15 protein-coding genes are annotated in these 22276 nt (G+C 36.2%); 8 read left to right on the forward strand and 7 right to left on the reverse strand.

Annotated features, from left to right (window positions below):
* Positions 1–41: 41 nt before the first annotated feature.
* Positions 42–2918, reverse strand: a complete 2877-nt coding sequence (locus OLM51_RS13450) for a TonB-dependent receptor (RefSeq protein ID WP_264551117.1) — start codon at positions 2916–2918, stop codon at positions 42–44.
* A 554-nt stretch (positions 2919–3472) separates the two neighbouring features.
* Between OLM51_RS13450 and OLM51_RS13455 the strand changes: the two genes are divergently transcribed.
* From OLM51_RS13455 to OLM51_RS13485, 7 genes are read left to right on the forward strand one after another with little or no spacing between them, the layout of a single operon-like run.
* Positions 3473–4600 carry an NAD(P)/FAD-dependent oxidoreductase gene (locus OLM51_RS13455; RefSeq protein WP_264551118.1) on the forward strand — a complete coding sequence of 376 codons (1128 nt, stop codon included), beginning with the start codon at positions 3473–3475 and terminating at the stop codon, positions 4598–4600.
* On the forward strand, positions 4601–5314 hold the full coding sequence (locus OLM51_RS13460; protein ID WP_264551119.1) for a methyltransferase domain-containing protein: 714 nt from the start codon (positions 4601–4603) through the stop codon (positions 5312–5314). It abuts the gene before it with no gap.
* Complete coding sequence (locus OLM51_RS13465) at positions 5311–6363, forward strand: type III polyketide synthase (protein ID WP_264551120.1); 1053 nt, start codon at positions 5311–5313, stop codon at positions 6361–6363. Before OLM51_RS13460 ends, OLM51_RS13465 begins: the two co-directional genes overlap by 4 nt.
* 16 nt (positions 6364–6379) lie before the next feature.
* Positions 6380–6817, forward strand: a complete 438-nt coding sequence (locus OLM51_RS13470; protein ID WP_264551121.1) for a 3-hydroxyacyl-ACP dehydratase FabZ family protein — start codon at positions 6380–6382, stop codon at positions 6815–6817.
* Complete coding sequence (locus OLM51_RS13475; RefSeq protein WP_264551122.1) at positions 6814–8082, forward strand: beta-ketoacyl-[acyl-carrier-protein] synthase family protein; 1269 nt, start codon at positions 6814–6816, stop codon at positions 8080–8082. The genes OLM51_RS13470 and OLM51_RS13475 overlap by 4 nt, the downstream gene beginning before the upstream one ends.
* A gap of 1 nt (position 8083) precedes the next feature.
* Positions 8084–8338: an acyl carrier protein gene (locus OLM51_RS13480; protein ID WP_264551123.1), complete on the forward strand. Its 255-nt coding sequence runs from the start codon at positions 8084–8086 to the stop codon at positions 8336–8338.
* Positions 8335–8835, forward strand: a complete 501-nt coding sequence (locus OLM51_RS13485; RefSeq protein ID WP_264551124.1) for a 4'-phosphopantetheinyl transferase superfamily protein — start codon at positions 8335–8337, stop codon at positions 8833–8835. The genes OLM51_RS13480 and OLM51_RS13485 overlap by 4 nt, the downstream gene beginning before the upstream one ends.
* 103 nt (positions 8836–8938) lie before the next feature.
* Here the strand turns inward: OLM51_RS13485 and OLM51_RS13490 are convergent, their stop codons facing one another.
* The 3 genes from OLM51_RS13490 to OLM51_RS13500 form a co-directional block, all read right to left on the reverse strand.
* Positions 8939–10075 carry an efflux RND transporter periplasmic adaptor subunit gene (locus OLM51_RS13490; RefSeq protein WP_264551125.1) on the reverse strand — a complete coding sequence of 379 codons (1137 nt, stop codon included), beginning with the start codon at positions 10073–10075 and terminating at the stop codon, positions 8939–8941.
* Between the two features lie 4 nt (positions 10076–10079).
* Positions 10080–14459 carry a CusA/CzcA family heavy metal efflux RND transporter gene (locus OLM51_RS13495; RefSeq protein WP_264551126.1) on the reverse strand — a complete coding sequence of 1460 codons (4380 nt, stop codon included), beginning with the start codon at positions 14457–14459 and terminating at the stop codon, positions 10080–10082.
* Between the two features lie 81 nt (positions 14460–14540).
* A complete protein-coding gene (locus tag OLM51_RS13500) occupies positions 14541–14885 on the reverse strand; it encodes a hypothetical protein (RefSeq protein ID WP_264551127.1) in 345 nt (114 codons plus the stop codon).
* A gap of 195 nt (positions 14886–15080) precedes the next feature.
* Between OLM51_RS13500 and OLM51_RS13505 the strand changes: the two genes are divergently transcribed.
* Positions 15081–15878: a polysaccharide deacetylase family protein gene (locus tag OLM51_RS13505; RefSeq protein WP_264551128.1), complete on the forward strand. Its 798-nt coding sequence runs from the start codon at positions 15081–15083 to the stop codon at positions 15876–15878.
* 104 nt (positions 15879–15982) lie between these two features.
* On the opposite strand, the gene OLM51_RS13510 is transcribed toward OLM51_RS13505, so the two are convergent.
* The 3 genes from OLM51_RS13510 to OLM51_RS13520 form a co-directional block, all read right to left on the reverse strand.
* Positions 15983–17260, reverse strand: coding sequence for an efflux RND transporter periplasmic adaptor subunit (locus tag OLM51_RS13510; protein ID WP_264551129.1), 1278 nt, complete (start codon positions 17258–17260; stop codon positions 15983–15985).
* 73 nt (positions 17261–17333) lie between these two features.
* Positions 17334–21650, reverse strand: coding sequence for a CusA/CzcA family heavy metal efflux RND transporter (locus OLM51_RS13515; RefSeq protein WP_264551130.1), 4317 nt, complete (start codon positions 21648–21650; stop codon positions 17334–17336).
* 175 nt (positions 21651–21825) lie between these two features.
* Positions 21826–22149, reverse strand: coding sequence for a DUF6660 family protein (locus OLM51_RS13520; protein ID WP_264551131.1), 324 nt, complete (start codon positions 22147–22149; stop codon positions 21826–21828).
* Between the last annotated feature and the right edge of the window lie 127 nt (positions 22150–22276).

Below are 22276 nucleotides of genomic sequence, written 5' to 3' on the forward strand. Positions count from 1 at the left end.
AATAAAATCTCCCAACATCCAACGGGTTAACTTATAGTTGTCTATAAATTATATTTTAAACCAAGATTGAACTTTGCACCATAGTATTCTACTTGTTTTGGTCGGTTTGGAGTTTCTCCAAAATGGTACATCAAAGGTTCGTTTAGTACATTATTTACATCACTGAAAATGGTAAAATGATCTCCTACTTTGTAAGAAGCTGAAAAATCCAGTGAGTTGTATTTACCGTAATAAATATCATTCATATCAGTATTCTTGGCGTTGGCATCAAAACTTATGGCATACGCTCCTTTATGATTGAATGCTGCTCTCACGTTCAGTTTTCCGGTTTCGTAAAACAATTGCAAGTTGTATAATTCTTTTGCCTGATAAGGAGTTGACACTTTTCTTCCGTTTGGATTATTAGTGTTTTGTCCTAATGTCATTTCAGAATTCATCAATGTTGCATTAATCTGAGTTCCGAAATATTTCAGGAATCCTGGTAAGAAGCTGAATCTTTTTGTGATTCCAAATTCAACACCGCCAATCCATGCATTACCTCCATTTGTAGGCGAACTGATCTCAATATCAGGAATTCCGTTTATGGTACCTTGATAGGTGTCATCAAAAATTGGATCTGTAATCGATTTATAGAATACTCCGGCATTGATTAATCCTACTTCATCAAGAAAATATTCTCCCAATAAATCAAAGTTCCATGAATAAGTCGGATTCAGATTTGGGTTTCCTCCTGCGTATTCTCCATCAATTGTATTTAAAGAACCTGCCGGCGAAATATCTCCAAAGTTTGGTCTGGCAAATGTTCTTGTTGTAGCAAATCGTAAGTTTAAATTCTCGATTGGAGAATATTTTACATGAAGCATTGGAAGTACAGAGGTATACGTTTTTGTATTTTCTGCATCAACTACAACATTATTCTCTACTGTTTTTCCTGTAACTTTTGTAATTGTATGAGTCGTTCTCAAACCTCCTAAAATGGTCCATTTATCATTTAATAAATAAGTTGCCATCGCATAAGCAGAAGAAGTCGTTTCGTCAACATTGAAATTTCTTCCCAAACCTTTTCCTAATTCCGGAATTTGAGAATCTGCAGGATTCAAAACCAGATTTGCCTGAGAGGTATTAAATAGTTTAGTCATTCCGTCAGCTGATAAAACCGGCCCAAATGTGTTACCTATGTTGGTTCCTGTTTCTCTTCTCATATAATCTGTTCCTCCCGGCTGATTGATCAAATCTGAACTATAATTCGATAAAAATGGTGTTGGTGATCCTGTCCAATTGTAATATTCATCTCTAAACGTAGCAATACGATCTTTATCGGTTAATTTTACACCAAATTTCATTTTAAGACTTTCATTAAAATTATGTTCGTAGTTTACGGCAGCAATAATATTGTCACGCTCCACAATGCTAATTTTATATAATTCCAACGTTGAGAATTTCATCTTTGTTGGATCTGTTTTGAAATTTGGATCTGAATAAAAATCAAATATCGATTTTGGGTTATTAGGATCCAGCATTCCGCCATCTGCAGCCCAATACGCTCTTGGACCTCCTGCTCCTCCACTTGTTATTGGTACATTTTTTAAATATTCAGGTTTAACTCCCACTCCTGTTTGATTGAACTGAATCAGGAAATAACTATTATCTTCAGCGTTTGGAATATTTCCGTATTTAAACTCGTTTCGGTAAGAAGCCAGACTCCAGTCTAAATTTCCGTTAGGCAATTGATGTTTTCCTCCTAAATCAATTCCAACAAACTGAGTTTTCAATTCATTATGAATATCCTGCTGTTCTACCGTTAAAGCATTTGTAGTAGTGTTGAATTTATCAAATCTGATGCGGTGCTTGTAATGTGTTTCCTCATCAGAAAGTCCTCCGTAAGTTGCTTTCAGGAAAATTTTGTCTCTCGATGACGGGTTAAACTCCATCGCTGCATTTAAACCTGTCGTTTTTCTAACTCCGGTATAGTCTCTTAATTCTAAACGATAAACACCCTGATCACCTTGTCTTCTGGCTTCGTAGTTATCCGTAGCCCAGTTTCTGTCCCAATACGTTCCATTGATAATATAGCCAAACTTTCCGTTTCTGCTTTTATCCCCAATAGTAAGCGATCCGCTGTAAATTCCTTTATCCGATTTTTGATTATAACCGCTAAAGACACTTGCCTTAATTGTTTTTTTGGTTGGAGCAGTCTGTGTGGTAAAATTTACACTTCCGCCAATAGCATCTCCATCCATATCTGGCGTAATGGCTTTTGTAGCCTCTACATAGGCGATTAAATCTGATGGAAAAAAGTCAAATGCCGTAGCTCTTGAAGTCGTTTCTTCTTCTGCAGTTGGAATTCTGTTTCCGTTAATTGTAGTTGATGACCAAAAAGGTGGTAATCCTCTTACCGAAACAAAACGTCCTTCACCCTGATCACGCTCAATCGAAACTCCCGGCATACGCTGAACTGTTTCGGCAGCATTACGATCTGGTAATTTACCAATACCATCGGCAGCAATCACGTTTACAATGCTCATTGATTTTTTCTGCATGTTAAGCGCTCTTGCTTCACTGTTTCTTTGGCTCATTCCACTTACCACAACCTCATTCAATTCTTTTGAGTTGGTTTCTAATCGAATGATTCCTAAATTTAACTGCTCATTGTCTTTTACTTCGATTCTAATTGTTTTTACTTCATAACCTATATAAGAGATTTGAAGATCAAAACTTCCTGCTCTTACATCTTGTATAGTAAAATAACCACTAAAATCGGTTGTTGCTTTTTGATTATTTGATAATATAATAGTAGCTCCCGGCAGCGGAGACTGTGAGTCGGTGATAGTTCCTCTAATTGTAGCTTTTTGGGCTGTCATGTTTTCCGCAAAAAGCAAAAGAGATAAAATAAAAATTGCCTTGTAAATTGTTTTCATGGTTAGTTTGTTTACAAATATTAAATTTATTAAAGCAAATTAACCACGATTTTTACAAATAGTGAAAAAATTAAAATTATCTAATTGTTAAAGAAATGAAAATTACAACCGTTGGTTTGTTAAGAATATGTAAAAAATAAAACTACCAATAGTACAAAAATGACTCTTTAAACCAGTAAAATAGGGATATAATTAAAAATTAGTATATTTTTCATAAATCCCAGTCATCGATTTCACTTGCCACAGAAGTGTCAATACAATTTCTGTTTAATTAAAATTATTTACAAATAGTAAACTTTTGTCTCAATAGCAGACATTTTAATAAACTTAAATTATCTAATTGGTATAGCTTCAAAATTCAGCATCCTTTTGGTATTCTGCTTTTCTTTTTCAATATACCAATCATGTCCTTCCCAATACCACTCTTCTTAGATGCAATTCCTTATAATTTAAAAAGTCAAAAAATATCTTAAGTATAAGATTTTCAACAATAAAATTAAATTTTAATGAAATTATGTAAAAGATATTTAAGATTTTATGACTAAATTGGTAGTATGAGAACAGATCCGGATATCATTATTATTGGAGGAGGTCTTGCCGGTCTGGCCAGTGCTTTGCATTTATCCAAAAATGGATTGAAGGTTACTCTAATTGAAAAAACAGAATACCCTAAACATAAAGTTTGTGGGGAATATATATCAAACGAAATTTTGCCTTATCTGCAATGGCTGGGTGCTGATGTTATAAAACTCCATCCTTCCATAATAACCAATTTTGAATTTACGGCACAAAATGGCAAAAGTGCCCGAACAGAACTTCCGCTAGGTGGTTTTGGAATCAGTCGTTATGCATTGGATAATTTTCTTTTTGAAACTGCGGTACAAAATGGCTGCACAGTGCTTACTGAATTAGTTACTAAAGTTGTTTTTGAAAATGAAATCTTTACAATAAGCACCTCAGAACGTACTTTATCTGCAAAAATAGTATTGGGCGCTTACGGAAAGAGGTCCAACATCGATCAATCTCTGTCGCGGAGTTTTATTTCGAAAAAATCTCCCTGGTTAGCCGTCAAAGGACATTATACGGGAAATTTTGATGATAAACTTGTTGCCTTATACAATTTTAGAGGTGGTTATTGTGGCGTTTCAACCGTAGAAAAAGGTATTCTGAATATTTGTTATCTGGCGGATTATGAAACTTTTAAAAAGTATAAAAACATAGATGATTATCAAAAATCTGTTCTTTATAAGAATAAAAAACTAAAGTCAATTTTTGAAAACAGTACTCCTCTTTTTGAGAAACCACTCACGATTAGTCAGATATCATTTGATAAAAAACTGCCTGTAGAAAATCATATACTCATGATTGGAGATACAGCCGGCCTCATACATCCAATGTGTGGTAATGGCATGGCAATGGCAATACATAGCGCAAAAATAGCAGCTGAGCTTGTACTTGATTTTTATGCAGGAAAAATTAAATCACGAAACGTATTAGAAGAAAAATACAGCAAAGAGTGGAAAAAACATTTTGGCAAAAGATTACTGTTTGGGAGACTTTTGGCAAAAGCTTTAAGTTATAAAACTTTCTCTAATGTTATGACTTCTGTAGCAGCATCAATGCCTTTTTTACTGTCAGCAATAATCAGGCAAACACATGGTAGCCCCGTAACAATTAACTAGATGAGTTTAAGCACCAAATATAGAACAGAAGAAACCGAGATAATGGACGATTTCTCGCTTGAAGGAGCGGAATTAATCAATGCTCTGGATCAAATTGCCAAAATTAATCAACTATTAGGAGGAAATAAACTGATATTACACGGATTAAAGCAACTCCCGGTAAAAATAAATTCCAGCCAGCCAGTCACAATCGCTGATATTGGTTGCGGTAATGGAGATATGTTGCGAATGCTTGCTCAATATGGCAAAAAACAAGGTTACAATTTTAAACTAATTGGCTTAGATGCCAATGCTTTTACTATAAACTATGCCAAATCGTTATCTAAAGAATATCCGAACATAGAATATTGCTGCATGGATATTTTTAGTACCGATTTCAAACATTTTAAATATGATATCGCTTTATGCACACTTACATTACATCACTTTAGCAATAAACAAATAGAAGATATTCTAGACTTATTACATAACAATGCTGCAACAGGTGTTATCATAAACGATTTACATCGCAGTAAGGTGGCCTATCGTCTTTTTGAAATAATCTGTGTTATTTTTAACCTCAACAGTATGTCAAGAGAAGATGGATTAGTCTCTATTTTAAGAGGTTTTAAAAAAAATGAATTGGAGAGTTTCTCCAGAAAACTGAATTTAAAAAACTATACCATAAACTGGAAATGGGCTTTTCGCTACCAGTGGATAATAAAAAAAATATGAGCGTAAAAATAGTAACAGCCGTAAAACAACTTCCAAAATATTCCCGAACTACCCAGGATATTCTTCCTTATGTTGATATATGGCTTGAAGGTCAAGAAGATCGATTTATAAAAAAAGTTAAAAAAATATTTCAAGGCGCAGCTGTGGATAAAAGATATTCTATAATGGAACCATCAGAAGTTTTTACCGCGACTTCATTTGAAGAGAAAAATGACATTTACAGCAGGGAAATGATTATTCTTGGGAGTCAGGTACTCGAAAAAGCACTTGAAAAAACAGACTGGGATCCGCAGAGCCTTGATTATATTATAACCGTTAGCTGTACTGGCATTATGATTCCGTCGTTAGATGCATTTCTTATCAATAAAATGAAACTTCGTCAGGATATTGTGCGTCTTCCGGTGACCGAAATGGGATGTGCTGCCGGTATATCCGGAATTATATACGCTAAGAATTTTCTAAAATCCAATCCCGGCAAACGTGCTGCCGTTATAGCTGTAGAATCGCCAACAGCAACATTTCAGCTTAATGATTTCTCAATGCCCAATATTGTCAGTGCCGCTATTTTTGGTGATGGAGCTGCGTGTTGTCTTTTATCTTCAAGTGAGGAAGATCATGGTCCGGAAATTCTGGATGAACAAATGTATCATTTTTACGATGCTGAGCATATGATGGGCTTTAAACTTACCAATAATGGCTTACAAATGGTACTCGATATTGAAGTTCCTGATACTATTTCGTCTCATTTTGGCGATATTATACATCCGTTTTTAAAACAAAACAATCTTGAAATTAAAGATATAGATCACATGATATTTCACCCGGGCGGAAAAAAAATAGTCACAACTGTCGAATCTCTTTTCTCTGGTCTTGAAAAAAATATTGACGATACAAAAGAAGTTCTGAGACAATACGGCAACATGTCCAGTGCCACTGTTTTATATGTTTTGGAGCGTATTATGGATCGTAATCCTAAAAAAGGAGAAAAAGGTTTGATGCTAAGTTTTGGTCCCGGATTTTCGGCACAACGAGTTCTGATACAATGGTAATTATTTATAAAAAATCATGAAATTAACTGATATTATAACGCAACTTCCCTACAGCACACCATTTCTATTTGTAGATGAACTGTTGCATGCAGATGAAAACGGGATTACCGGAACCTATACTTTTAAGAAAGAACTTGATTTTTATAAAGGACATTTTAAAAATAATCCTGTAACACCGGGTGTTATACTTACAGAAACTATGGCTCAGATTGGTTTGGTTTGTCTGGGAATATTTTTATTAGATAATGATCTCAAAAAAGATACTGTAATTGCCTTTACTTCTGCTGATATGGAGTTTTTAAAACCTGTATATCCGGATGAAAAAGTAACGGTAAGTTCAGAGAAAATATTCTTTCGTTTTGGCAAACTTAAATGTAGGGCCGTTATGAAAAATGAAACAGGACAGGAAGTTTGCAGAGGAATACTTGCCGGAATGATAACTCAAAAATTATGAAAAAACGAATCGTAATAACTGGTCTCGGAATTGCTGCACCAAATGGGGTCGGTATTCCTGCATTTACTGATGCCATCAAAAACCAAATTTCGGGCATACGGCATGACCCGCAATTAGAAGAATTACAATTCTCTTGTCAGATTGCAGGTCAGCCACAAATATCAGAGGAACTAAAATCACATTATTTTACAGAGCTTGAGCTTCGCGGATTTAACAGCACAGGTATTTTGTATGGTGTAATTGCGGGTATGGAAGCCTGGGAAAATGCCGGACTGTCTGTAAATGAAAATCCTGATTGGGATAGCGGGGTTATTTTTGGTGCAGGAACATCCGGAATCGATAAATTTCGTGAAAGCATTTATAAAATTGATGAAATGCAAATCCGAAAACTAGGAAGTACTGTAGTAGCGCAAACAATGAACAGCGGAATAAGTGCTTATCTTGGCGGAAAACTCGGCCTTGGAAATCAGGTTACAACAAATTCATCTGCTTGTACTACCGGTACAGAAGCAATACTAATGGCATACGATCGTATCCAATCCGGACAGGCAAAACGCATCTTGGCAGGAAGTACATCAGACAGTGGTCCGTATATCTGGGCAGGATTTGATGCACTTCGTGTATGTTCCTCTAAGTTTAACGAAAAGCCTGAAGAAGGTTCAAGACCCATGAGTGCCACTGCTTCTGGTTTTGTACCCGGCAGCGGAGCCGGTGCTTTGGTAATTGAAGAACTCGAAAGCGCCTTAGAAAGAGGAGCAACAATTTATGCTGAAATACTAGGCGGTAACGTTAATTCTGGCGGACAACGTGATGGTGGCAGTATGACCGCGCCAAACAGTACTGCAGTTCAAAAATGTATTAAAAGTGCTATTGAGAACGCCGGAATTTCATCATTAGAAATTGATGCAATCAACGGCCATCTTACCGCCACTACAAAAGACGGGCTGGAAATTGAAAACTGGACGAAAGCTCTGGAACGTGAGGGCACAAATTTTCCATATATTAATTCTTTAAAAAGCTTAACCGGACATTGTTTAAGCGCTTCTGGAAGTGTCGAAAGTGTCGCTTCGATCCTGCAGCTACACGAAGGTTTTCTGTTTGGTAACAGAAATTGCGCTGATCTTCATCCCGAAATTACGGCACTTATTGATCCTTCAAAAGTACTTTTAGAAACAACTTTTAATAATCCAAAAATAATAGCCAAAGCAAGTTTTGGCTTTGGTGATGTAAATGCATGCGTAATATTTAAAAAATTTGAAAACTAATATGGACAGAAAAGAACTTACCGAAAAATTGAAAATTATTATAAAGCCTTATGCTGCAAATACAGAAGCATATGACAATCTAACTGAAGAAACAGATCTTATTAAAGATCTCAATATTAACTCTGCCAATCTGGTCGATATCGTTCTTGATGTCGAGGAGAACTTTGATATTGTAATTGATAATGAAGATATGGAACGTATGCTGAATGTAAAAGCCGTACTTGAAATCATTGAAACAAAACTTGCATCAAAATGATTGGCAACGATGTTATAGATTTGGCACAATCCAGGATAGAAAGCAGCTGGCAAAGAAAAGGTTTTCTTGAAAAAATTTTCACACCAGACGAGCAGGAACTTATCAAAAATCATCCTGATCAGGAGATTATGGTTTGGCTGCTCTGGAGCATGAAGGAAGCTGCTTATAAAATTTATAACAGACAAACCAAAATTAGAGAATACAGTCCTAAAAAACTGTCTTGCATTATAAACTCACTGCATGAAAATGATGCCTCAGGCGAAGTTACATACAATCAAAACATTTACTATACCAAAACCCTGATTACTTCTGAAAGTATTCATACCATCGCAGTAAGTGTATTGAAAGATATTAATAGCGTGATTGAGGTCAAGGACGAAGGTGTTGTAAAAGACGAGAACGGAATTCCGTATTTAGCCACCTTATCTTCAACCTTACTTAAAGATATTTCGATCAGTAGGCACGGACGTTTTGAAAAATTAGTAACTATTAATTAAAATCCAATTACTAATAAAGAAAATTCTAAATACAAAAGCAGCGATACCATGACCGCTGCTTTTATTTCTAATTGTATTAAACTAAAATATAATTTACCAGGCATTACTCCACATGGTTCATCGCTTTCATTAAAAGTGTGTAAGCATTCTCTACAACAATTTTTGACGAAGAAGTAATATTGGATGCCGTAAATTGTTTTAAACCATTTTGTACTGTTCCGGGTTCTACAGGAACAATTTGATAACTGTCTTTTTTGTCGGCAACAAATACATAGCTTTTTCCTTTCCAGTCTACAATAGCTTTTTCAGGCAATGTAAGCTGTTTTTTATTGGTGACATGTATAGCTGCATTTACAAATAAACCAGGCAAAAACAAACTATCATATCGATCTAAACGAGCAACAACTTCGGCTGCACGATCTTCATTTAAACTATGATTAATATATTGTATTCTGGCACTAAACTTCTTTTCAGGATCATTGTTACTGTAAACCTCCAGTTTTTGTCCTACTTTTAAAAGTCTTACATCTTTTTCGAAAGCATTAAAAGTAAGCATCACATCCTGAATATTTGTTAACTCAAAAAGCATTTCGGTTGGTGCAACATATTTTCCATTATTAATGTTTACTTTAGAAACCAGTCCATTTACAGGAGAAACTACATTAATAGATTTTGTAATACTTGCTGCTGTTAATCTATTGACATTTATCCCTAATAAATCCAGTTTTTGTCCAAAAGAAGCCATTGCTATACGCTGTGTTTCGCGCTCCGCCGTTACCTGTTCAAAAACTTTATCACTACTTGCTTTTTTTGCATTAAGCTCCTTTTGGCGATTATACTCCAGATTTGCTGTTTTAAACTGTTCTTTTGCTGTAAGATAATCTTGTTGCAATTGTATAAATTGCATATCTTCAATTACCGCCAGAACCTGGCCTTTTTTTACATGCATTCCGGCTATTATATTGGTCTTTTTAATATAACCTCCCAGCGGAAATGTTACATTTACTAAACTTTGGGGCGGTACAGAAACTTCTCCTTGCAATTGTATTGTAGCACTAAGCTCTTTCTCTTGCGGATTACCTAAAACTATTCCCGCATTCTTTGCCTGTTCTGTAGATAATGTTACAACATTTGATTCATTATTTCCGGAAACTTCTTTTTGGGCTGTTTCTTCTTTTTTTACACAAGAAGAAAAAAGCATTACAACAGCTATTATCCCAGTATATATATTCTTTTTCATTGAATTACAAGTTTGTTAATGTTTGCAAAGTAATTACGGCTCTGTTGAAATTATTTACCGTATCCAGATATTCATTTTTAATCGTGATAGCCTGATTTACCACTAAAACCCATTGCAGATAATCTATATCTCCATTTCTTAACTGGCTATTTGCTGCATCAATAATTGTTTGCGCATTTGCCAGTCCTTCACTTTCATAATAATGAAGACTTTCATTGTATTTCTGAACTTCTTTCGCCGCATTTTTCGTTTGAGCCGAAACTTCAATTTTTACCGCTTCTGCCTGTGTCTGAAAGTTTTGATATTCTGCTTTTGCAGCCTTACTTCTGGCAGACTGGCTTCCAAAAAATAAAGGAACACTTATTCCTGCAGTAACATAACTAAATCGGTCACCTGAGCCATAATACACTTCCTGACCTGTAGCATTGGTCTGAAAACCGGTAATACTTAAATTATTGTACCCAAAATTAAGATCCGGCATCAGGCGTGCTTTTTCGGTCTTCCATCGCCATTTTGCAGCTTCAGCTTCCTGTTGCCACAATTTAGCTATAGGAAGATCATCTGCATTTTTAACTTCCAAAAGTTGCTCTGATGCTATCTTTACATTTGTTTTTACCGGAATGTAAATCTTGTCATCCTGTAATAAAGCATTAAAAGAACGCAATGCAATATCTACATCCAATTCCAGCATATTTAATTGGTTGGTATAATATTGTCGGGCAGATTGCGAAGCACTTTTTTCCAAAATATTAGTTTCTCCGGTTTTAAATCGTAATTGTGATTTTTCTTCCATCAAACGGTAGATACTATCTGCATAATGAAGAAGCTCACGCTTGTTATTCAGCCAGGCTAATTCATAAAATAATTTACGGACTCCTGATTTTATTTCCTGTTGTGTTAATTGATTTTGTGCCTTTGCTGCTTCGCTACCGGCAATGAAAGCCTTTTTCTGTCTGGAATATACAGTTGGAAAATTGATGGTCTGATTTATCCCAAAACGCGTATCATTAATTCTGCTGTTAAATTGTCCGTAATCAGCATCAAGCTGTGTTTTCGGAAGATCATATGCAGATTTACTCAAAAAGTGTTTTGATTCTTCATTATACTTTGCTGCTTTAATACGATTATTATTTTGAAGTGCAATTTCTATAGATTGTTGTAACGAAATTTTTTCAGTCTGCTGTGCATAAACGCCATTAAAACCACTTAATAAAAAGAGGACAATAATAGCAGTCACAATGTTTTTCTTTTTCTTTTTCATCTTAAAGGGTTTTATACTGTACGTCATGAGATAAATAGCCGGAAGTACTAAAAGTGTAAGAAGAGTAGCCGTAACCAATCCGCCAATAACTACGGTAGCTAGTGGGCGTTGTACCTCTGCTCCTGCTCCGTTACTTAATGCCATTGGCAAAAATCCTAAAGAGGCCACCGCAGCTGTCATAAGAACTGGTCTAAGTCTGTTTTTTGTTCCGGTAATAATAATTTGAAAAGGATCGGTGATTTCGCCTTCCTTCTGTATTCGGTTAAATTCGGATATCAATACAATTCCGTTTAATACTGCAACTCCAAAAAGCGCAATAAAACCAACTCCAGCGGAAATACTAAACGGCATATCACGCATCCATAAGGCAAAAACGCCACCAATAGCAGATAATGGAATTGCTGTAAAAATGATAATTCCTTCTTTAAACGATTTAAAGGCAAAATATAAAAGTGCGAAAATCATCAGCAACGCAGCCGGAACAGCAATTCCTAATCGGCTTTTGGCCTGTTGCAAATTTTCAAAAGAACCTCCGTAAGTAATATAATAACCGGGATCGAGTTTTATTTGCGTATTTACTTTTTGCTGCAATTCATTTACAATGCTTTGTACATCTCGTCCTCGAACATTAAAACCTACAATGATTCGTCGCTTAGCATCTTCTCTCTGAATTTGATTCGGCCCCTCAATTTCCTGAACAGAAGCAACCTGATATAATGGGATTTGCGCTCCTGATGGCGTTGCAATCAGTAAATTTTTCACGTTTTCGATTCCTTGTCTTCCGCTGTTTTCAACTCTTACAACAAGATCAAAACGTTTTTCACCCTCATATATATTTCCGGCAACTGCTCCGGCAAAAGCCGCATTTACTGTTCGGTTTATATCTTGTACATACAACCCATATTTTGCCATTTCACCCCAATTATAATCAATTACAATTTGTGGCATTCCGGTAACTTTTTCAACATACAAATCTGCAGTTCCTTTTACCGTCTGACTTATGGCTCCCAATTTCTCTGCATATTCATCAAGCTTATCCAAATCTTCTCCGAAAATTTTACAAACAACATCTTGTTTTGCGCCAGTCATCAATTCGTTAAAACGCATTTGCACCGGAAACTGAAAACCTGTCGTAACTCCCGGAGCAACTTCCTGAACCGTTTTAGCCATTTTTTCTGCCAATTCCGAGAAAGATTCAGCACTTGTCCATTCTGATTTGTCTTTCAGAACAATAATCATATCCCCTCCCTCTATTGGCATTGGATCAGTCGGAATTTCAGCACTTCCAATTCGGGAAACCACTTTATCAACTTCTGGATATTGTTTTTTAAGTTCAGCCGAAATTTTTACAATCGTTTCTGTTGTAGTCGAAAGGTTGGTTCCTAAAAGCAATCGGGTTTCTACTGCAAAATCCCCCTCTTCCAGCTGCGGAATGAATTCACCTCCCATCAAACCAAATAAAAACACTGCAAAACCAAACAGAACAACTGCGCTAATTACAATACTTTTTTTAACGTCTAATGCTTTAGTAAGTGCCTTTTCATACCAGCTTTCCAGTCTGAGCATAACACGATCTGAAATAGTAGGTTTATGACTGATTTTTTTACTGATGAATAAAGCACTCACCATTGGCACATAGGTTAGCGAAAGTATAAATGCTCCTAAAATGGCAAAAGCAACCGTTTGAGCCATTGGTTTAAACATTTTTCCCTCGATTCCCTGCAATGATAAAATAGGCAGGTAAACAATCAAAATAATAATCTGACCAAAAACAGCGGCATTCATCATTCGCGAAGCAGAACCCTGAACCTCTTTGTCCATTTCTTCCTGAGAAATGTTATCGATCGTTTTATACTTTTTGGATGAATGAATATGATGCAGAATAGCTTCAACAATAATAACCGCTCCGTCTACAATAAGTCCAAAATCGAGTGCTCCTAAACTCATTAAATTACCACTTACACCAAAAGTATTCATCATAATAATGGCAAAAAGCATAGCAAGCGGAATTACAGAAGCTACAATAAGACCTGCACGTAAATTTCCCAGAAAAAGAACCAGAACCAAAACAACAATCAATGCCCCTTCTAACAAGTTATGCTCAACCGTTCCTATCGCATTATCGACCATTTTGGTGCGATCCAGAAAAGGCTCTATTTTAAGACCCTCGGGAAGGATTTTTTCTATTTCGGCAACTTTTGTTTTGACATTTTCAATGACATTACTGGCATTTTCTCCCTTGAGCATCATCACAATTCCTCCCACAGATTCTCCAATATCATCTGTAGTTAAAGCACCATAACGTATCGCTGAAGATAATTTTACTTCTGCTACATTTTTAACCAAAACCGGAGTTCCTGCCTGAGTAGTTTTAATAACAATATTTTCAACATCTTCTATCTTTTTGGCCAGACCAACACTTCGAATATAGGATACTGTTGGGCCTTTCTCAATATAAGCTCCTCCTGTATTTTGATTACTCCGACTTAGCGCAGTAAAAACATCACTTATGGTTAAATTCTGAGCCTTTAATCTGGCAGGATTTACGGCTACTTCATACTGTTTTAGTTTTCCTCCAAAAGTAGAAACATCAGCAATACCAGTAGTTCCAAGTAATTGTCTGCGTACTGTCCAGTCCTGAATCGTTCGTAAATCTTCCAAAGAATATTTGCTTTCGTATCCTGGCTGTGGTTTTAAAACATATTGATAGATTTCTCCTAAACCTGTTGTCACCGGAGCCATTTCGGGCATATTGGCGTTTTCGTCTATTTCGACGTTCTGCAAACGTTCTGTTACTTGCTGACGCGCCCAATACACATCTGTATCATCATCAAAAACGATAGAAACGACAGACAGACCAAACCTTGAAATACTGCGGCTTTCTTTAAGCTGCGGAATATTACTTACTGCCTGTTCTATCGGAAAAGTAATCAGACGCTCAACGTCTTCTGCTCCTAATGATGGAGCTGTGGTAATTATTTGTACCTGATTGTTTGTAATATCGGGTACGGCATCAATTGGCAAACGGCTAACTTCAAACACACCGTAGATAATCCACAGCAATGTAAAGATGCCAATTGCCAGTTTATTTTTAACTGAAAATTGGATTATTTTATTTAGCATATTTTCTTTTTGAGGAATAATAAAATGCAATACTCACGCGGTACTAAAACAGCATGGCATTGTTATTTCCGATAAAAAGAATTATACAATTGGAGGTCTGAACAGACTTCCTAAATAAGGATTTGCATGCAGATTTGTTTTGTAATTATTTACAAACTCAGCATCTAATGAAATTAAAGTTAATATGGAAGTGTAGATACGACTCGGAATAAAAACAACATGCTGAGAATGTGGATCAACTTTCTTAAAAGGAAGCTGCATGTCACGATCTTCATCATTATCATTAATGTCCTGTCCTAAATAGTGCATGGCGATAAAATCTGAAAAGGCAAGTCCGCCCGATCTTTCCTGATGTTCTGTGTAATGTTGTATAAGTACAGGAACTTTTGACAATTGCCCAAAAAAGCAATTATTAAAGTTTATCAAAAGGATTAATATGTACAGGGAAATTTTTCGCACACTACAAAAATATTAAGATAAACTTCCCGCCACAACACTTATTTGTTAAATCTTTGTCTATTCTATATTAACCCAATCTATTTACAAAGTAAAATACTACTTCTTTTTTGCTAATCTTCTAAAAATGTTATAATTTGTACGAACTAAAAACATCTCACTTCTATGAAGTCATTATCAATAAAAAGTATTGCAGGAATAATCATTGTTTTGACAGTTACCATAATATTAGCCGTTAAAATTTACCCGGAAGAGAAAAAAGCTGAAGGAAAGCCACTTAAAAAACCCTACCCGCCGGGTGTCTTGTTCACTTTTGATGACGACTATATAGACGATTGGTACAACGCCGATAAGCTATTACAGCCGTTAGGCTGGAAAGCAACATTTTTTGTTTGTTGGTATGGAAGTCTGACCAAAGAACAAAAACTGAAACTTCATTATTTACAAGACAGAGGCCATGATATTGCAGGTCATGGTTATAATCACCTTAATGCCCTAAAATATTCAAAAGAATTTGGATTGGAAAAATATATTAATGACGACATTTTACCTTTGAAAGCCGCCATGGCCAAAGATGGTTTCAATATACACTCTTTTGCTTACCCAGACGGAGCACGCGATGCCGAGCTGGATAACGAATTGCTTAAACATTTTGATGTTATAAGAGGTACAACCTATGAAGAAATTGTACCGGAATCCCAATATTGTTATTACGAAGGCAACAGAGTAGTTTACGGACTCGGAATAGATGATGACTACAAACAATTTAATATTCCATACTATAAAAGTCTAATGGATTACGCGAAGGCTCATGATAAAATAGTGATTTTTTATGGGCATAAAACAGTTGCTAATGCCGATGAAAAATTAGAGACTCCCCTTTCTGCATTAGAGGATCTTTGTAAATATGCAAAAAATAAAGGTCTTAAATTTTATACTATTGATGATCTTGCTAAATTGTAATTTCTTTTTAGCATGAAAATGAAAAATATAGCGCTAAAAAAATCCCGTAGAAACTCTCTACGGGATTTTTTTATTTGTTTAAAATTTAGAAATTATCTCTTTAATTAATGTTCGTGCCCTCCTGAATTACTTAGTTTGGCATTAACAAAAAACGTTCCTTTGGTCACTATTTTAGTTCCTTCCGGGATTTCTTTAACCGGAGTTATAGCTGTATATCCAAGTTCTGAAACTCCTTTTGATACCTCAATTTTTTCAAAATTCAGACTGTTTGCAGCAATTTTCTTTTCTTCGGCCTCATTATGCTTTTCACCTGATTCAGCTTCATGTTCATGTTCTGCTTCTGCCTTTTTATCTGTTTGGGCAAAAATATAATATTTACCGTCAGCTTCTGCAATTGCATCATTGGGTACTGCAGCTGTAAGCGCATTCCCAATACTTATCATTGCCGTGATATTCATTCCGTCAATCAATCCTGTTTTATTTCCGGTTACAGTACAATGCACTGCAACTGTTTTACTTTCGTTTTCGAATGATGATCCTATATTAAATACTTTTGCTGTATAAGAAGTTGTAGGATTATTTGTTAAAGTAAAATTTACCACTTGTCCCACTTTCACCATCGGAAGATCTTTTTCAAAAACCTGAAGATCAAGATGAATAAGACTATTATCTACAATTTCTACCACAGGAGAAGAAACATCAACATAACTTCCTATTTTAGCAAACTCGCTGCTTACCGTTCCGTTCACCGGACTTGTAACTGTTAATGCTGATTTTAATGAAGCTGAATTAATTCCAGCCGGATTTATTCCCATAAGCTGAATTTGTTTCTGTAATGATGCTTTACGTGCCCGAAGCGCATTCATCTCGGCAGTTGCGCTCTGCAAATTTTTCAGAGCCCCTGCATTCCCTTCCTGAAGTTCTTGCTGACGCTTCAATTCCTGATTTGCCAGTGTGATTTTACTTCCAATAGTTAGATATTCCTCCTGCAACTGTATAAACTGCGGATTTTCGATTGTTGCAATAACCTGTCCTTTACGAACATAATCACCTAATTGCACCTTAAGTGTTTTAACAACTCCGCCATACAATGACGTCGCATTTGCTTTATTGTTATTCGGAACTCTTAAAGCTCCATTCACTTTAATTGAAGCGGTAAGATTTTTATTTTCAATCGTTCCCAGAATAATTCCCACAGATTTTAACTGCTCGTGTGTCAAAGTAGCAATTGTAGCTGCTTCTTCCTCGTGATTCTCTTCCTTTGCAGACTCGGATTTTTCCGTTTCTTTTGTTGCTCCCTCACTCTCATTGCTTTTTTGTCCGCAACTAATCAATGATAAGATTGCCGTAGCAGCAAGCAAAATTTTAATGTTGACTTTCATGTATGCTCTTATTTTTAAATTTATCCAATGAAATCTGTCTTGTTTTTCCAAACAGAAATCTTATGACGCTATATTATTTATTATTAAAGTAATTGAACTGAACAGCCGATTGATTGTACTGGTTTAGAATATCCAGATAATTTTGTCGTATACCAACTGCCTGACTTAGAAACTGTCCTAATTCTGCAAAACTAATTTCTCCGGCTCTATAACTTAATGCAGATGCTTTCATAATTTCATCTGCTTGTTTTAATCCGGTAGTTTCATAGTAATTCAACAAAGAAAGATTCTTTTCGATCTCTGCCACAGACGACGCTTTTTGAGTCTGCATCTGCTGAGTCTGATAGGCCAGATTTTTCTCCTGCACTTCTTTCTCTGCCGAAGCTGCTTTTACTTTATTACGAGCATAACCGGCACCAAATAATGGAAAGGAAGCCGTTGCAGAGAAACCGGTATAAGGATCATTTGCTCCCCATAATCTCTGACTGAAAACTCTTCCTGAAAATTCCGGCATATTACTGTTTTTCTGAACAGAAACATTAGACGTGGCAATTTTTACATTTTGTTCCTGAAGTACCAGCAACGGATGAGTGCCATTGTTTTCAGATAAAACCACCTCTGCTTTCCCTAAAGGAGCTTCTACAGGAAGCAGCCATTCATTCTGATTTAAAAGCATCATTAACTGTTGTTGCTGAACAACCATATCCTTTTTATTCTGATCTGAAAAAGCCTGGAGCTCCTGAAGTTTAGCATCAGCAGCAATTCGATCAAGTGCCGCAATATCACCGGCTTTTAAACGAACCTCTGTAGTCTTTAATAGTAATGTATAAATGCTGTCCAGACGTTTATATAATAATTGTTTGTCCTGCAAATACCAAAGTTTATAATATGCCGTACGCACATCTCTTTTGATGCTCGCATTTAAAAGTCCAGTATTTAACTCTGCATATTTAAGCTGCTCATTAAAATAATCTTTTCTTGCTGCATACAGGCCCGGCCATGCAACAGACTGTGATAGACCAATTTTTAATATTCCGGTATGATCAGACGGACGATAATCCTCATTCTCTGCAAATATTCCTGTTTTAGGAATATCAACAGCAGTTTTTACATTGAGTCCTGCCGTTCGTATTTCAGCCTCATTTACTCCCAATTGCTGATTGTTTTTCAAAGCTGTCTCGACAGCTTTATCCATTGAAATTCTTTCCTGTGCATTTGCAGATCCTAAACCTGCCAGACAAAACAGAATTACAGCTGTTGTATTTTTCATTTTAAATTTTTCCTTAAAATTGAATTTCGAATTAAAAATAATGTACAGCAAAGGCAGCACAAACAACGTAAGGAAGGTCGCTGTAATTAATCCTCCAATTACTACGGTTGCCAAAGGTTTTTGTACCTCTGCTCCTGCGCTGCTGCTTATTGCCATTGGTAAAAATCCTAACGAAGCAACCGTCGCTGTCATTAATACGGGGCGAAGTCTGGCAATAGTTCCTTCTCTTACCCTTTCAAAAATATTACTCATACCTTCTTTTTCAAGCTGGTTAAAAGTGCCTATCAAAACAATACCGTTCAGTACCGCAACACCAAACAAAGCAATAAAACCAATTCCGGCACTGATACTAAATGGCATTCCTCTAAGCATTAAAGCAAAAATACCGCCTATAGCACTCATCGGAATTGCGGTAAATATCAAAATAGCCTGTTTAAAGGAACGGAATGTAAAATACAGCAATGCAAAAATTAAAAGCAGTGATACCGGAACAGCAACCATTAAACGTGCACTTGCTTCCTGAAGATTTTCAAACTGCCCACCGTAGGTAAAATAATAACCCGGTGGTAATTTTACTTTTTCGGCTAACTTCTTCTGTATATCCTCAACAACACTTTGAACATCTCGTCCTGCTACATTAAATCCTACCACAATTCGGCGTTTTCCAGCTTCCCTGCTAATCTGTGCCGGCCCCAGTTTATAATTGATACTTGCAACCTGAGAAAGCGGAATCTGATTTCCTGTATTGGTAGGAATCATCAAATTACTTACATCATCAATTCCGCTTCTGTGAATACTGTCTAAACGAACTACCAAATCAAAACGTCTTTCATTTTCATACACTTGTCCTGTACTTTTTCCTGCAAAAGCCGTACTTACTACATCATTTACGTCTTCTATAGTAAGTCCATAGTTAGCAATACGGGTTCTGTCATATTCTATATTGATCTGTGGCAAACCACTTACTCTTTCTACCTGTGGCGAAGTTGCACCCGGAACACTTTGTATAACTTCGCTTACTTCTTTTGCATATTGCGAAAGTGTATCCAGATTTTCACCAAATATTTTTACAGCAACATCCTGTCTGATCCCCGTCATAAGCTCATTAAATCGCATCTGGATAGGTTGATTTTTTTCGAAGAAAACTCCCGGAATAACTTCAAGCTTCTCCATAATGGCATCTGCAAGTTCATTGTAGTCTCTGCCAGATTTCCATTCTTTCTGAGGTTTTAAAACAACCATTAAATCTGTTGCTTCGGGAGGCATTGGATCTGTTGGAACTTCTGCAGCTCCGGTTTTACCAACCACCATTTTAACCTCGTCAAATTGTTTAATTATTCTCGATGCCTGCATTGAGGTTTCTATACTCTGATTCAGCGAACTTCCTTGCGGAAGAATACAGTGAAACGCATAATCACCTTCCTGAAGCTGCGGAATAAACTCTCCGCCCATTCTGGTAAAACAAATGATAGCAATCACAAATAAAAAACTTGTAAAACCAACTACTGCATACTTAATGTTTATTACTTTTTGAAGCAAAGGCTGATAAATATTCTGAAGTCTCTGCATCATTCTGTCACTAAAATTCTCTTTATGATTTGGCTTTTTAGATAAAAACAAAGCACACATCATCGGGATGTATGTCAGCGACAAAATCAAGGCTCCAAAAATGGCAAAACCAACTGTCTGCGCCATTGGGCGAAACATTTTCCCTTCTACTCCAACAAGAGTCAGAATTGGAATATAAACGATTAATATGATAATTTCTCCAAACGCTGCACTTGTGCGTATTTTTGATGCAGACTGAAAAACTTCTTCGTCCATTTCATCCTGTGTAAGACTTCGCATCGCTTTTCGCGCTCCTAAATGATGTAACGTTGCTTCTACAACAATTACGGCTCCATCGACAATAAGACCAAAATCAATAGCCCCAAGAGACATTAAATTGGCACTTACACCAAAGACATTCATCATGGCTAGTGCAAAAAGCATCGCAAGCGGAATGGCAGAAGCCACAATTAAACCTGCACGAAGATTTCCTAAAAACAGTACCAACACAAAAATTACAATCAATGCCCCTTCAACAAGATTTTTTTCAACTGTACTAATTGCTCTGCCAACCAAATCGGTACGATCTAAAAATGGTTCAATAGTAACATCATCAGGAAGTGATTTCTGGATCGTTGGTAATTTTTCTTTTATGCGCTTAACCACCTCATTACTGTTTTCACCTTTTAGCATGAGGACAACACCTCCTACAGCATCCACTTCTCCATTATAAGTCAAAGCACCGTATCTAACTGCCTTACCAAATCGTACTTCGGCTACATCACTTACATAAATTGGTGCTGCACCGGTATTCTTTACTACAATCTTTTTTACGTCGTCCAGCGAAGTAACAAGACCTATTCCCCTAATAAAGTAAGCATTAGGTTTTTTATCGATATAAGCACCTCCTGTATTTTGATTGTTTTTTTGTAATGCAGTAAAAATATCAGGAATACTCACACCCATTGCTTTTAATCTGTCGGGATTAACAGCAACTTCATATTGTTTTAATTCGCCACCAAAGCTGTTTACTTCTGCAATTCCGGGAGTGCCGTACAATTGTCTGGCAACTATCCAGTCCTGCATGGTACGAAGATCTTTTGCATTGTATTTATTCTTGCTTCCTTTTTTAGGATGAATAATATACTGATACACTTCTCCAAGACCTGTACTTACCGGAGCCATCTTGGGTGTTCCTGCGCCTTGAGGAATTTGATCCTGAGCTTCCTTCAGCCTTTCATTAATCAGCTGTCTGGCAAAATAGATGTCTGTATCATCGTCAAAAACTACGGTTATTACTGATAGTCCAAATCGCGAAATACTCCTGATTTCCTGAATCTTCGGAACCGTCGCAATACTTTGTTCAATGGGAAAGGTTACCAACTGCTCGACTTCCTGACCTGCAAGCGTCGGACAGCTTGTAAATATCTGAACCTGATTGTTTGTGATGTCAGGTACGGCATCGATTGGTAATTTGGTAGCGCTCCAGACGCCCCAAATTATTAGAAGCAAAGTCATTATACCAATAACGATTTTGTTCTTTATACTGAATTTGATTATATTATCTAACACAATGTATTTTATTATTTAACGCTTAGAAAATAGGCCGTTTCACCGGTAGCCGGCGAAAACTAAGAAGTATGCTGAAAGATCACATAACTGCAAAAAACTTTTTTTACAGCATGATAATAGTGATTCTTAAAAAAGAAAAATCACAATCTGAATTACAACATAATTCAAAAGAAAATTAAGCGAAAAACTTGGGCGGTTGCCATATACTTCCTGAGTATCTGGAAATAACCTGACAATCTCTAATAACCGAATTTTTAACGGTATAAGTTTGTTGTGGAAGATTAAAATCGGGTAACTTAAACTGGAATTTTACAACAGAAACACTGCAGCATGAACATTGGCAAAAAGGTGTGCAATGATCGTCATTATCCTGACTATGGCTGTGACTAGCCTCCTGTATTTTTGAATTGGTGTCTGTACAACTATTATATACATCACTGCATGGCACTACAAGAAGCGCCAGAATGTATACTAATAATATTGTTGATATCCATTTCATCACAAATACAAATGTATAAAATATTTCATGCAAATTCAGTTCAAAGTTGCTTAAAATACTATTAATACATTCAAACAGCTATACCTTATTGAACTCAAACGCTGTGCAATATTAAAAATCAATATGT

Origin of the sequence: Flavobacterium sp. N2038 (assembly GCF_025947185.1) — a bacterium.
GTDB lineage: Bacteria > Bacteroidota > Bacteroidia > Flavobacteriales > Flavobacteriaceae > Flavobacterium.

Excerpts from the sequence above, each read along its gene's own strand:
- OLM51_RS13480 (WP_264551123.1), top strand. The coding sequence starts at position 8,084 with ATGGACAGAAAAGAACTTACCGAAAAATTGAAAATTATTATAAAGCCT.
- OLM51_RS13520 (WP_264551131.1), bottom strand. The coding sequence starts at position 22,149 with ATGAAATGGATATCAACAATATTATTAGTATACATTCTGGCGCTTCTT.
- OLM51_RS13460 (WP_264551119.1), top strand. The coding sequence starts at position 4,601 with ATGAGTTTAAGCACCAAATATAGAACAGAAGAAACCGAGATAATGGAC.
- OLM51_RS13455 (WP_264551118.1), top strand. The coding sequence starts at position 3,473 with ATGAGAACAGATCCGGATATCATTATTATTGGAGGAGGTCTTGCCGGT.
- OLM51_RS13495 (WP_264551126.1), bottom strand. The coding sequence starts at position 14,459 with ATGCTAAATAAAATAATCCAATTTTCAGTTAAAAATAAACTGGCAATT.
- OLM51_RS13450 (WP_264551117.1), bottom strand. The coding sequence starts at position 2,918 with ATGAAAACAATTTACAAGGCAATTTTTATTTTATCTCTTTTGCTTTTT.
- OLM51_RS13470 (WP_264551121.1), top strand. The coding sequence starts at position 6,380 with ATGAAATTAACTGATATTATAACGCAACTTCCCTACAGCACACCATTT.
- OLM51_RS13510 (WP_264551129.1), bottom strand. The coding sequence starts at position 17,260 with ATGAAAGTCAACATTAAAATTTTGCTTGCTGCTACGGCAATCTTATCA.
- OLM51_RS13490 (WP_264551125.1), bottom strand. The coding sequence starts at position 10,075 with ATGAAAAAGAATATATATACTGGGATAATAGCTGTTGTAATGCTTTTT.
- OLM51_RS13465 (WP_264551120.1), top strand. The coding sequence starts at position 5,311 with ATGAGCGTAAAAATAGTAACAGCCGTAAAACAACTTCCAAAATATTCC.
- OLM51_RS13475 (WP_264551122.1), top strand. The coding sequence starts at position 6,814 with ATGAAAAAACGAATCGTAATAACTGGTCTCGGAATTGCTGCACCAAAT.
- OLM51_RS13485 (WP_264551124.1), top strand. The coding sequence starts at position 8,335 with ATGATTGGCAACGATGTTATAGATTTGGCACAATCCAGGATAGAAAGC.
- OLM51_RS13505 (WP_264551128.1), top strand. The coding sequence starts at position 15,081 with ATGAAGTCATTATCAATAAAAAGTATTGCAGGAATAATCATTGTTTTG.